Raw genomic sequence first — 12,991 nt, 5'->3', positions numbered from 1 at the left:
CGGCATGTTTGTCATTTTCGTTAACCACAATTAGGACAATTGGCGCAGTTTTTCGACAGAAGCGGTTGACGGATGCCCCCCGTACGGGCATGTTCCGCGCGAATTCCGTTAACATGGAATACATGTATTAAAAGTGTTTTCATCGCCCGACCGCGAAACCCCCAGGAACCGCATCCAATGACGACGCAAACAGAACACAACCGCATGGCCAATGCCATCCGCTTTCTTTCGGCCGACGCCGTCGAAAAAGCCAATTCCGGACATCCCGGCATGCCGATGGGCATGGCAGACGTCGCGACTGTTCTTTATACCAAATTCCTGAAATTTGATCCGAAGCACCCGAACTGGCCCGATCGCGACCGTTTCATCCTGTCCGCTGGTCACGGTTCGATGCTGCTTTATTCGCTTCTGCACCTTACGGGTTACGAAGATTTCGATCTGGATCAGATCAAGAATTTCCGTCAGATGGGTTCGCGTACTGCCGGTCACCCGGAATACGGCCATGGCGCCGGTATCGAAACCACCACCGGCCCGCTGGGTCAGGGCATTGCAACCTCGGTTGGTTTCGCGCTTGGCGAACGCATCATGAATGCGCGCTTTGGCAATGATGTTGTCGATCACTTCACCTATGTGATTGCCGGCGACGGTTGCCTCATGGAAGGCATCTCGCAGGAAGCCATTTCGATGGCCGGTCACATGAAACTGTCGAAACTGATCGTCCTGTTTGACGATAACGGCATTTCAATCGATGGCCCGACCTCGCTGTCGACGTCCGAAGATCACAAAAAACGTTTTGAAGCCGCTGGCTGGGACGTGCAGCAGATTGACGGCCACGACCCGGTCGCCATCGAAGCCGCGATTGCCAAGGCAAAAACCACCAATACCCCCTCGATGATCGCCTGCAAAACCGTTATCGGTTTTGGCGCCCCGACCAAGGGTGGCACATCGGCAACGCACGGATCCCCGCTTGGCGCGACCGAACTTGCCGGTGCGCGTGAAAAACTCGGCTGGACGTCTGAACCGTTTGACATTCCCGCCGACATTCTCGACGCATGGCGCAATGCCGGTGCACGCGGTAAGGCCGACTTCGATGCATGGGGTGCGCGTTTCGAAAATCTCGAAGCCTCCCTCAAAGACGAATTCGAACGTCGCGTCGAAGGCAAACTACCGGAAAACTGGATTGATGCGTTCAACGACTACAAAAAGCAGATCACCGCTGAACTGCCGAAAGTCGCAACCCGCAAATCGTCCCAGAACGTTCTTGAAGTTCTGACCAAGGCAATCCCGGAAATGATCGGCGGTTCTGCCGACCTGACCGGCTCTAACAACACCAAAACCGGCGTTCAGGCCCCGATCACCGCTGATGGCGGCTATCATGGCGGCTATATCTATTACGGTATCCGTGAACACGGTATGGCTGCGGCCATGAATGGTCTCGCACTGCATGGCGGCGTTCTGCCGTATGGCGGCACCTTCCTGGTCTTCACCGACTATTGCCGCCCGGCAATCCGTCTGTCGGCCCTGATGAACCAGCGTGTTGTCTATGTCATGACCCATGATTCCATCGGTCTTGGCGAAGACGGCCCGACCCATCAGCCGGTCGAACATGTCGCATCGCTGCGCGCAATGCCGAACGTGACGGTCATCCGTCCGGCCGATGCGGTTGAAACCGCCGAAGCATGGGCAATGGCGATCACCAACGAAACCGGCCCGACCGTCATGGCGCTGACCCGTCAGAACCTGCCGACCCTGCGCACCGAATACCGCGAAGACAACCTTGTCGCGCGCGGCGGTTACGTGATTTCCGATTGCGACGGTGATCGTCAGGTCACCCTGATCGCAACTGGCTCCGAAGTCGAAATTGCCGTAAACGCACAGGCCAAACTCAAAGCCGATGGCATCAATGCTGCCGTCGTCTCCCTGCCAAGCTGGGAACTGTTCGACGCACAGTCACCGGAATACCGCAAGGAAGTCCTTGGCGACAAACCGCGTATCGCCATCGAAGCCCTGTCGGTCTTCGGCTGGGAAAAATACGTTGGCGACAACGGCAAAGTCATTGGCATGCACGGCTTTGGTGCCTCGGCACCGGCCGAAGTCCTTTACGAGCATTTCGGCATCACCGCCGAGGCGCTGGTCAAGGCGGCCAAAGAACTCGTTTAATTCAAGGGGCCGGATCGGTAATATGCCGATCCGGCCTTTTTTCTATGGGGTTAAACCCCAAGCCGTGATTGATACTCCCCAGGTACCAATCATCATAATTTTGGAGGGATGAATGGCTATTCGCGTAGCGATTAATGGTTTTGGTCGTATTGGCCGTCTGGTTCTGCGTGCCATCGTTGAAAGCGGCCGTACCGATGTTGAAGTCGTGGCCATCAACGACCTGGGTGACGTCGCCACCAACGCACATCTTCTGAAATACGATTCCGTTCATGGCGTTCTGGCCAATGACGTCAAAGCCGAAGGCAACGACCTTGTCATCGACGGCAAGGCGATCAAGGTCTGCTCGGAACGCGATCCGGCGAACCTGCCGTGGGGCGCACTGAATGTCGATATCGCATTCGAATGCACCGGCATCTTCCTTGACGAAGCGGGTGCAGGCAAACACCTGACCGCCGGTGCCAAACGCGTTCTGATTTCCGCCCCGGCAAAGGGCGACATCAAAACCGTCGTTTACGGTGTCAACAGCGACAGCCTGACCGCATCCGACATCATCGTTTCGAACGCGTCCTGCACCACCAACTGCCTGGCACCGGTTGCAGACGTTCTGAACAAGACCGTTGGCATCACCAAGGGCTTCATGACCACCGTTCACGCCTTCACCGGCGACCAGAACACCGTCGACAGCCTGCACAAGGATCTGCGCCGCGCCCGTGCCGCATCGCTTTCGATGATCCCGACCTCGACCGGTGCGGCCAAGGCCGTCGGTCTGGTTCTGCCGGAACTCAAAGGCAAGCTTGACGGCACCGCCATCCGTGTCCCGACCCCGAACGTTTCGATGGTTGACCTGACCTTCGTTGCCGGTCGCGACACCACGGCTGATGAAATCAATGCCGCGATCAAGGACGCCGCAAACGGCCCGCTCAAAGGCGTTCTTGGCGTTTGCGAAGCTCCGCTGGTCTCGATTGACTTCAACCACAATCCGAACAGCTCGACCTTTGACGTCACCCAGACCCAGGTTATCGGCGGCAACTTCGTCCGTATCCTGTCCTGGTACGACAACGAATGGGGCTTCTCGAACCGTATGTCTGATACCGCCGTTGCTATGGCAAAGTTCCTTTAATCGGAACTTGAAGGTATCTATCCGGATCAAGGGCGGCCTTCGGGTCGCCCTTTCTGTTTGGCAAATCCCGACCCGGTGATATTTTGCCCCGATGAAAGACAGCACAAACCTTTTCATTCGCATTCATGGCATGGCAGGCGGGCAATCGGCCTGCCGCGTTGCAGGGCGTGCGCGGATCAATCTTCTGTCGCCGGAAAATGCCGGGGCGTCGCTTGGTGCACAATGGTTTGCCACCCTGATCGCCAGATTACGAACCGACTTTCCCGATGCCCTCATCCACGGCATCCTTGATTGTCGCGGACGTCGCGCATCGGCCTTGGCCGCGATGGAGGCCGGAATTGATGCGGTCCTGCTCGATGACGATCTGCCCGATGACTTGAAAACCCGGCTTGAAAATCTCGGCTCGAAATCAGGATGCCGGGTCATCACCACCCTGCCCGACCCGGACCGGATTTACGAAACCGGTGACGATCATCTGCCCGATGCGGAACTTGACCGTCGGCTTGCGGCGTTTTTGGCTGGGTGATTGCCAAAAGGGTGATGAAACGTTACATGATACGCAGTTTTTGATCAGGAATGACCATTGTGAACGCAGACGACCAAACCGGCCTTTATCTTCTGACACCGCCCAAAATCGATCTGGCCGTATTTCCGGACCGCCTGAAATCCGTGCTTGATACCGGTACGATTGATTGTTTGCAGCTTCGTCTCAAAGACGTTTCCGATGATGAAATCCGCAAGGCAATTGATGCGATCCTGCCGCTGTGTGCGGACCGCGACATTCCCCTGATCCTTAATGACCGCCCTGATATTGCCAAAAAATCGGGCGCTGACGGTGTGCATGTCGGCGAAGAAGACGCCAGCTACGACGAAGCGCGTGCCATCATGGGCGAAGAACACATTGTCGGCGTGTCCTGCTATGACAGCCGCCATCGCGCCATGGAGCTTGGCGAAAAAGGGGCTGATTACGTGGCGTTTGGCGCGTTCTATCCGACCCAGACCAAAGAAGCCAAAACCAGCGTCACCCCCGAAATCATCGAAATCTGGACGACCTTTACCACGGTGCCCTGTGTCGCGATTGGCGGCATCACGGCCGATAACCTTGGCCCGATTGTCGAAGCCGGTGCCGATTTCATTGCCGTCACGGGCGGAGTCTGGAACCATCCGGACGGTCCCGAGGCCGGGGCAAAGGCGATCAAGGCCGCGATTGCTGCTGCTTCGGACTGAAACCCGACGCGGTTCAATGCCCTTTTGACCTGCGCGATTTGGCGACAGCCATGCGCGAATGACGGTTTGCCATGCACGCAAACCCTGATCAATCTGCTTGCAGCAAATTCGCCAAACTGGTAGTTAAGCCCGACTTTAATGGGACGGGTGTCCCGCTTACATCGTGAATCTGTGATCTGAAAGAACGGTTGGTGCCATGAAAATCAACGGCAACGAAATCCGTCCGGGTAACCTTATCGAACATAAAGGTGCCCTGTGGCGTGCGGTAAAATGCCAGGCTGTGAAGCCGGGTAAAGGCGGTGCGTTTAACCAGGTTGAACTCAAAGACATTCGTACCGGCACCAAGCTGAACGAACGTTTCCGGGCTTCGGAAACCGTCGAACGTGTTCGTCTGGAACAGAATGAATATACCTATCTGTTTGCCGATGGTGACATGATCACCTTCATGGACAGCGAAACTTTCGAACAGATCACAGTCAATGCAGAACTCGTCGGCGAACCGGCTGTATTCCTTCAGGATGGCATGGTTGTCACCATCGAATCCTTCGAAGGCGAACCGCTTGCCGTGACCCTGCCCGAACATGTTGTCTGCCAGATCGTCGAAGCCGACGCGGTTGTCAAAGGGCAGACCCAGTCTTCTTCCTTCAAGCCGGCCGTTCTTGATAATGGCGTTCGCATTCTCGTTCCGCCGCATATTGAATCGGGTACGCGCGTTGTCGTGAACACGACCGAATGCACCTATCTCGAACGTGCAAAAGACTAAGGACATTCGTCCTTAGGCCTTCCTTTTTTACTTTCAAACACCGGGAGATGAGCCGTGCGTGGCGCCGCCCGTCGTTCAGCTAATATCAATGTCATGTTCAAGGCCGTCGAAAAGGCGGCCTATGGACTTAAACGCGACTTCGGTGAAGTCGAAAACCTTCAGGTATCGATGAAGGGCCCGGCAGATTTCGTCTCTGCGGCCGATCACCGTGCCGAAAAACGTCTGCGCGAAGAACTTGAACGTTCCCGTCCGGGCTATGGTTTCCTTATGGAAGAAGGCGGCGAAATCAAGGGCTCCGATCCGGAGCACCGCTGGATCATCGATCCGCTTGATGGCACCACCAACTTCCTGCACGGCATTCCGCATTTTGCGATTTCCGTGGCCCTGCAAAAGGGTGACGAAATCATTGCTGGCATCATTTACGATGTCGCCAAGGATGAATTCTTCTGGGCCGAAAAAGGCGTTGGCGCCTATCTTGATAACCGTCGCCTGCGTGTTTCGGGCCGCCGTCGTCTGAACGAATGCGTTCTGGCATGTGGCGTTCCCCATATCGGGCATGGCGATCACGCCGCGTTTGAAAAGCAGCTGCATTCGGTCATGGATCGTTGTGCCGGTGTGCGCCGCATGGGTGCCGCATCGCTTGATCTGGCCTATGTCGCCGCCGGTCGCTTTGACGGTTACTGGGAATCTCATCTTAACGCGTGGGATATCGCCGCAGGCCTTCTGATGATCACCGAAGCAGGCGGCTATGTCCGCGATGCCAAAGGTGGCACCAACATGCTTGGCACCGGCAGCGTCGTTGCCGCCAACGACTATATCCAGCCCGTGCTGGCCAAGACGCTTAAAAAAGCCGTTACCGAATAAGTATCAGCTTTTATTACCGTTTTTTGAAAGGGCATCCCTGCTTTCGCACGGATGCCCTTTTTTTCATTCACGTACATGTGCCGGTCAAAGCGGTTGTTCATCATCAAGCTCTAAGCTATGGTACTTGCCGTCTGATCATGGATTTATCCGCGTGAGCAGACCGGGGTGGCACGCCAAACAAAACGATGTGCCAAAAGATCGACACAAAACTGTGCGTTATAAAAAACGTGTTCAAACACAGGGTAACAAGGGGCCTGCGATTTGATGATGGGGTATTCCAAGATTTCGGTGCTGGCATTCATGGCCGCACTGGGCGGTAACGTGGTTGTCAGTGGCGGCGCATCCGCACAGCAATACACCCCCGTATCCGTTGACAGCAACGTACAGGTAAACTGGGATGTTGCCGACGGGTTTGGCGGACAACCGACCGTACCGAACTATCTTTCACCCTCGGTTCCGCGTGACCATATTTCGATTGCCGGCAGCGACCTGATCTATCCTGAAACCCGCCCGCATTCAGAATTCCTTGCCGCTGATCGCTTTGCGCAGGATACCGGTGGCGCAACCTATGGCGACGGATTTGAAACCGTTGTCATCGACGGTTCGGGCAGCAACGACGTTCCGACACAATCGCAGTTTTACGGTGTTCCCGGTGTCACCACCAGCCCGTCCTACGATGATGGCGCAAATCAGGTGATCGCCCTTAACCGGCCCCAACCCACCGCCGCACCGCGCGCCAAACCGGCCAGCCCGGCCGCCGCACAGGCAGCCAGCGGCAGCGCACCGGTCCCGCTAAGCAAACCGACCCCGGCACCAAAACCGGCCCCCGCGCCAGTTGCGGAAATGGCCGACGCCCCCAAGGCCGAACCGGCCCCGAAAGTCGAAACCAAACCGGCCGAGGTCGAACCACCAAAAGCCCCGCCGCTTCCGGCCGAGGAAACCAAACAGGCACCACCGCCGCCCGCACCTGAGCCGGTTGTACCGAACAAATCAAACGTGCCAGACGCGCCAAGCCCGGCACCTGACACCACGACCTCGCCGCAGGAAATGCTGGAACAGCGTTCAAGCAACGAACCATCCACACCGCCTGCACCGGTTGCAGCAGCGCCCAGCACACCTGCACCTGCACCCGCACCCGCACCGAAACCGGCCGCGGAAACCGCTTCTGTTCCGCCTGCGGCCAAGGACCCGGTTGCATCCACACCATCGGGTGCCGGTGAATACAGCCTTGCCTTCGGTTCCGGCAGTTTCGAGCTGAACAACGCCGCCCGCGCCCAGCTTGACAGCATCGTCAAGAACATGGGCAGCGATGAAAACATGCGTATCCAGCTTCAGGCCTATGCCGAAGGTGATTCCAACAACGCCAGCAAGGCGCGCCGTCTGTCGCTTTCGCGTGCCCTGCAGGTCCGTTCCTACCTGATCGACAAAGGTGTGCGGTCCACGCGCATTGATGTCCGTGCGCTGGGCGCCAATGTGCCGTCCGGTCCGGCTGATCGTGTCGATATCAAAACCGTTCAACGCTAGGATTGATCCGTCATGAGCAATAATTCGGCCAACGGCATGGCAACCCTTCCTGTCGTGACCAAACCGGGAAGCTACCTGACGCGGATGGGGATTTTCATCGCCATCATCGCCGCCGTCGGTGCCTTGCTGTTTCCGGCACTTTCCGATGCGTTCATGGCCAACGCCGTTCTGAACGGACTGATCCTTGGCGTGTTTGTTGTCGGTGTGATCTATACCTTCCGCATGGTTGCTGGCCTGTCGGCAGAAGTCACCTGGATCGAAGATTTCCGTCGCAACCGTCCGGGCCTGACGTCTCAGGTCCCGCCGAAACTGTTGCTGCCCATGGCTCGCATGATGGCCGAACAGCGCCGCGACCGTCCGCAACTTTCGACCATGGCGACCCGCACCATTCTGGACTCGATCCGTTCGCGTCTGGATGAAAGCCGCGAACTGTCGCGCTATGTGGTTGGCCTTCTGGTCTTCCTTGGCCTGCTCGGCACCTTCTGGGGCCTGCTTCAGACCGTCAACTCGGTTGCCAATGTCATCGGTGATGTCAATGTTGGTTCGGGCCAGAATATCGATCTGTGGTTCAACGAACTGAAACAGGGCCTTGCCGAGCCGCTTGGCGGCATGGGAACGGCGTTCTCGTCCTCGCTCTTCGGTCTGGCCGGTTCGCTCGCCCTTGGTCTGATCGACATGCAGGCCGGCCAAGCCCAGAACCGCTTCTTTAACGAACTTGAAGAATGGCTTTCGGGCTTTACCCGCCTGTCTTCGGGCGGTCCGGTGTCAGACGGGGAACAGTCGGTTCCGGCCTATCTTTCGGCCCTGATCGAACAGATGGCCGATAATATGGAAGGGTTGCAAAACTCGATCCAGCGGTCCGAAAGCTCGCAGATCAAATCGCATAACACCCTGATCGATCTGGCCGATAAACTCTCGACCCTGACCGATCAGATGAAGGCCGAACAGCAGCTTATGGTCAAGCTGGCGGAAAACCAGATGCATCTGAAACCCGTGCTTGATCAGCTTTCCGATTCCATGAAAATCGGCAGCTTCGGCATCGATGACAATACACGCGCCCATATCCGCTCGCTCGATAACACCCTTGCACGCGTTGGCGAGGAACTGACCATGGGCCGTCAGCAATCGACTCAGGAAATCAGAAGCGAGATCAAGCTTCTGGCCCGTACCATCGCCGCGATCGCCGAGGAGGGCTGATCGCATGACCGGGTTGTCACGCCGCCGAAATCGCGACGTCAACACCTGGCCTGGCTTTGTTGATGCCTTGGCCACCCTGTTGATGGTGATCATTTTCCTGCTGATGATTTTCGTCGTCGCCCAGGTCTATCTGGGTGCTGCCCTTTCGGGACGTGACCAGGCATTGAATGACCTGACCGCACAGGTGAACGAGCTGACCAATCTTTTGTCGCTCGAACGCACCAACAATCAGCGCATGGAACTCGAACTGACACAGCTCACGACCGAGCTTTCCAACACCAGCGACCAGCGCGACGATTTGCGCGACCGTGCCGCCGCCCTCGCAAGCCAGCTTTCCGCCGCCGAACTGTCTGCGGACGAGATGGAAAAAAAGCTTCTCGCCGCCCTTGCCAATCTTGAGGAAAAAGAGGCCGAGCTCAGCACCGCACGCGAAAAAGCCGACGAACAGCTTGCCGATCAGGAAACCCGCATCGAAGAGCTTTCCGCCCTGCTGGCCTCGCGCGCGGCCGAACTCGAAGACGAGAAAAAGCTCAGCACCGAGGCACAGGCACAGGTCGCCGCCCTCAATCAGCAGATGCTGGCCCTGCGTCAGCAGCTTGCCCGCATCGAAGCCGCCCTCGAAGCGTCCGAGCGCGAGAACGAAGAAGCCCAGGCCCAGATCGTCAATCTCGGGCAGCGCCTGAATGCCGCCCTTGCCACCAAGGTCGCCGAATTGCAGCGTTATCGTTCGGAATTCTTTGGCCGCCTGCGCGAAGTTCTAGGCGACCGTCAGGATATCCGCGTGGTGGGTGACCGCTTTGTCTTCCAGTCCGAAGTCCTGTTCACATCCGGCTCCGCCGATCTTGGCGAAGACGGTCAGGAACAACTGGCAAAGCTTGGCGATACCCTGAAAACCATTTCGGCCGAAATCCCCGACGATATCGATTGGGTCATGCGCGTTGATGGTCACACGGATAAAGTTCCGATCCGTAACCTGAAATTCGCGTCAAACTGGGAACTGTCGGCGGCGCGTGCAATTTCGGTGGTCAAATTCCTGATCGAACGCGGTGTGCCGCCAAACCGGTTGGTTGCTGCGGGCTTTGGCGAATATCAGCCGCTTGATAACCGCGACGACGAAATCGCCTATCGCCGCAACCGCCGTATCGAATTCAAGATCACCGAACGGTAAGACCGGCACCATAAAGATCACCAACGGCACCCCATGCGGGTGCCGTTTTTGTTTTGGCATCATTCCAACATATTGAAAAATTTGCGGAACCAATCAGCGCATCGGCACGTTGGTTAGACAGGGAGCCTTTCAGTAAAAGGAGGCCACAATGTCCATCCTCAGGACCCGAAACGAAACCGTTGGCGTTTTTCATGACCTTCCCGCCCTGCAAAAAACCGCAAAGGATCTGGAAGAAGCCGGCTTCAAACATTCCGACCTAAGCCTGCTTGCGACCGAACGCACCATCGAAGACAAACTGGGCCATGTCTATCGCAAGGTCGAGGATATCGAAAACGATCCCGACATGCCCCCGCTTGCCTATACCGCCCCCACCCCGATTGGCAATGCGGAGGGCGTCCTGGTCGGTGCCCCCATGTATGCCGCCGCCTTTGGTGCCGCAGGCGTCATGATCGCGGCGGGTGGCCCGATTGCACCAACCATTGCCGCAATCGTCGGTGCCGGTGGCATCGGTGCTGCGGCCGGCGGTGTGGTCGCCGCCATGATCGGCAAAAAATATTCCGGCGAATTGCAGGACGAGCTTGATGACAACGGGTTGTTGCTATGGGTTCAGACACCCGACGACACAAAGGAAAACCGCGCCAAAGATATCCTTGCCCGCCATCAGGCCAAACTGATCGGCACCCACGAGGTGGCAAACCCGCACACCAAGCGCGACATGCTTTGATCACCTGCCCTGAATAACCGTCTACAAAAGAAGCCCCCGGCAAAGGCCTGCGGGGCCTTCTTTTTTTCTGGTCTGTATCGCACGATCCCACTAAATTCACCCGCTCTGCCACCGCATTTCCCATCCATCCGTTTTGTCTGTTTGACGGAGCCATCATGCTGCGCGATATCTCGCCCCAAAATCTGTTCATGGGCATCCTTGCCGCCTTTGTCGGCTCGGCCAGTTCCTTTGCTGTCGTCCTTCAGGGGCTTGGTGCCGTTGGTGCAACGCCCGATCAGGCAGCATCGGGCCTGATGGCGCTATCGGTCGCGATGGGGCTGTGTTCGATCTATCTGTCGCTACGTACCCGCATGCCGATCAGCATCGCATGGTCCACCCCCGGCGCGGCATTGCTGGCAACATCGGGCGCAATTGACGGCGGTTTTGCCGTGGCCGTCGGGGCATTTATTGTTTGCGCGATCCTGATCATCATCTGCGGCATCTGGAAGCCATTGGGCCGTGCGGTTGCCGCCATTCCCGCCCCGCTTGCCAATGCCATGCTGGCCGGTGTGTTGCTGGGCCTGTGTCTGGCACCGATCAAGGCGGTTGCGTTCAATCCGCTTCTGGGCCTGCCGATTGTCATTGCCTGGCTGGTGGTCGGGCGGATCAATCGCCTGTTTGCCGTGCCTGCCGCCTTGCTGGCCTTCATCATTGTCATGGTGGTCGGCGTGGACTTCCCCGAAAACACGCTTGGCAGTCTTGGTGGTGCCATCGTGCCGCCGGTCGAATTCGTCATACCGGAATTCACATTGGCCGGTCTGGTGGGCATTGCCCTGCCGCTGTTTATCGTCACCATGGCATCACAAAACATTCCCGGCACGGCAGTTTTGCGCGCCAATAATTACGACACCCCGCCCGGTCCGCTTTTTGCCACCACCGGCTTTTTCTCGTTGCTGGCCGCCCCCTTCGGCGGGCACGCCGTCAACCTTGCCGCGATCATCGCCGCCCTGTGTGCGGGCGAAGATGCCCATCCCGATCCGAAAAAACGGTATTGGGCGGCGGCCTTTGGCGGGGTGTTTTACATCCTGTTCGGCTTGCTGGCCGGTCTTGTCACCGCTTTTGTCAGTCTGGCTCCCTCGATCCTGATCGAAGCGGTCGCAGGCCTCGCCCTGATCGGGGCATTTTCCGGGTCTGTGGTTGCCGCCTTCAAGGATGATGACGCCCGCGAAGCCGCCGCCGTAACCTTCCTTGTCACCGCCGCCGGTCTATCGTTTTTCGGGGTTGCCGGGGCGTTCTGGGGATTGCTGGCCGGGGGGCTGATCTATTTCCTGACCCATCTGCGCAAACACAAAGCCAGTTAAATACAAAAGGCCCTGCTGATAACCGGCAGGGCCTTTTTTAGTGCCGCAGTTAAAATCATTCCGGCTGCGGGATCGTCAGATTACCCTTGGCATCCAGTTTCCAGAACGGGTTATACGCCACTTCCCAGGCATGCCCGTCCGGATCGCGGAAATATCCGGAATACCCGCCCCAGAACACCTTTTCCGCCGGTTTCTGAATGACGGCACCGGCTTTTTTCGCCTCTGCCATCACCGCATCAACTTCGGCCTCGTCCCGTGCGTTATAGGCAATCGTCAGACCGGCAAAACGGGCACCGGTATCATCCTCAAACTGCCCGTCCTTGATCAAATCTTCACGGCCAAACAGGCCAAGCGCCAGCCCGTTGGACAGCTGATAGAAAACCACCTGCCCCTCGACCATCTCGCTGACTTTCCAACCAAGTCCGTCCTCGTAAAAACGCCGCGACCGGTCAAGGTCGGCCACGCCAAGTGTAATCAGCGATACACGTTGATCCATTTCATGCTCCAACTCTCAGGGTCAAAACCCGCGCCAAACTTAACACCCGACTTTGATGTTGCCGAGGATAGACTCGATCACATCGGCAATTTCGCACCGCAGCACGACCGCAATAAAATTGCGCGCAAATCGGTACCGGAATAAGTAAATATCAAGTTGACCCAACGTCAACCAGTGCAATCAGGCGTTTTGCACATTGCAATGCGAGTTGATTTGAAAAAAGGTCAGCATTCATTACCATTATCCTGTCAGACAGCGATCCGTCCCGACCAAACGCCAAAGCCGGAACGCCAATGACAGCAAAGAGAATTTTACGGGCCATACCAAAACCCTGCGCGTAAACTTATATCAATAAAAGCAGCGCAACTGGCCCACGCGACCCCGCAATCAGAGAGAGATCCCGAGGGA

At 57.2% G+C, this 12,991-nt stretch carries 13 protein-coding genes; 11 read left to right on the top strand and 2 right to left on the bottom strand.

Annotated features, from left to right (window positions below):
- The first annotated feature begins 177 nt into the window (after positions 1–177).
- The 11 genes from tkt (at position 178) to P8T57_RS16495 (ending at position 12,087) form a co-directional block, all read left to right on the top strand.
- Positions 178–2,160: a transketolase gene (tkt, locus tag P8T57_RS16545; RefSeq protein WP_341363719.1), complete on the top strand. Its 1,983-nt coding sequence runs from the start codon at positions 178–180 to the stop codon at positions 2,158–2,160.
- Between the two features lie 112 nt (positions 2,161–2,272).
- Positions 2,273–3,280 carry a type I glyceraldehyde-3-phosphate dehydrogenase gene (gap, locus tag P8T57_RS16540; RefSeq protein ID WP_007092441.1) on the top strand — a complete coding sequence of 336 codons (1,008 nt, stop codon included), beginning with the start codon at positions 2,273–2,275 and terminating at the stop codon, positions 3,278–3,280.
- 91 nt (positions 3,281–3,371) lie between these two features.
- Positions 3,372–3,806, top strand: a complete 435-nt coding sequence (locus P8T57_RS16535) for a hypothetical protein (RefSeq protein ID WP_063094403.1) — start codon at positions 3,372–3,374, stop codon at positions 3,804–3,806.
- Between the two features lie 50 nt (positions 3,807–3,856).
- The gene (thiE, locus tag P8T57_RS16530; protein WP_341363718.1) at positions 3,857–4,507 is read left to right on the top strand and encodes a thiamine phosphate synthase; all 651 of its coding nucleotides are present in this window, start codon (positions 3,857–3,859) and stop codon (positions 4,505–4,507) included.
- A gap of 196 nt (positions 4,508–4,703) precedes the next feature.
- Positions 4,704–5,270 (top strand): elongation factor P, encoded by a 567-nt coding sequence (gene efp / locus P8T57_RS16525; RefSeq protein ID WP_037990860.1) that lies wholly within the window; start codon positions 4,704–4,706, stop codon positions 5,268–5,270.
- A 93-nt stretch (positions 5,271–5,363) separates the two neighbouring features.
- A complete protein-coding gene (locus P8T57_RS16520) occupies positions 5,364–6,134 on the top strand; it encodes an inositol monophosphatase family protein (protein WP_037990894.1) in 771 nt (256 codons plus the stop codon).
- A gap of 264 nt (positions 6,135–6,398) precedes the next feature.
- Positions 6,399–7,658, top strand: a complete 1,260-nt coding sequence (locus tag P8T57_RS16515) for an OmpA family protein (protein ID WP_341363717.1) — start codon at positions 6,399–6,401, stop codon at positions 7,656–7,658.
- A 12-nt stretch (positions 7,659–7,670) separates the two neighbouring features.
- The gene (locus tag P8T57_RS16510; RefSeq protein ID WP_007092447.1) at positions 7,671–8,855 is read left to right on the top strand and encodes a hypothetical protein; all 1,185 of its coding nucleotides are present in this window, start codon (positions 7,671–7,673) and stop codon (positions 8,853–8,855) included.
- 4 nt (positions 8,856–8,859) lie between these two features.
- Positions 8,860–10,023: a peptidoglycan -binding protein gene (locus P8T57_RS16505; protein WP_037990863.1), complete on the top strand. Its 1,164-nt coding sequence runs from the start codon at positions 8,860–8,862 to the stop codon at positions 10,021–10,023.
- Positions 10,024–10,171: 148 nt separating this feature from the next.
- On the top strand, positions 10,172–10,747 hold the full coding sequence (locus tag P8T57_RS16500; protein ID WP_341363716.1) for a hypothetical protein: 576 nt from the start codon (positions 10,172–10,174) through the stop codon (positions 10,745–10,747).
- Between the two features lie 155 nt (positions 10,748–10,902).
- The gene (locus tag P8T57_RS16495) at positions 10,903–12,087 is read left to right on the top strand and encodes a benzoate/H(+) symporter BenE family transporter (RefSeq protein WP_341363715.1); all 1,185 of its coding nucleotides are present in this window, start codon (positions 10,903–10,905) and stop codon (positions 12,085–12,087) included.
- Positions 12,088–12,142: 55 nt separating this feature from the next.
- On the opposite strand, the gene P8T57_RS16490 is transcribed toward P8T57_RS16495, so the two are convergent.
- On the bottom strand, positions 12,143–12,583 hold the full coding sequence (locus tag P8T57_RS16490; protein WP_341363714.1) for a VOC family protein: 441 nt from the start codon (positions 12,581–12,583) through the stop codon (positions 12,143–12,145).
- A 151-nt stretch (positions 12,584–12,734) separates the two neighbouring features.
- Positions 12,735–12,905 carry a hypothetical protein gene (locus P8T57_RS16485; protein WP_341363713.1) on the bottom strand — a complete coding sequence of 57 codons (171 nt, stop codon included), beginning with the start codon at positions 12,903–12,905 and terminating at the stop codon, positions 12,735–12,737.
- Positions 12,906–12,991 lie beyond the last annotated feature (86 nt).

This window comes from Thalassospira sp. SN3W, from assembly GCF_038070535.1.
GTDB lineage: Bacteria > Pseudomonadota > Alphaproteobacteria > Rhodospirillales > Thalassospiraceae > Thalassospira > Thalassospira xiamenensis.
This window is presented reverse-complemented; position numbering and strand designations above follow the sequence as displayed.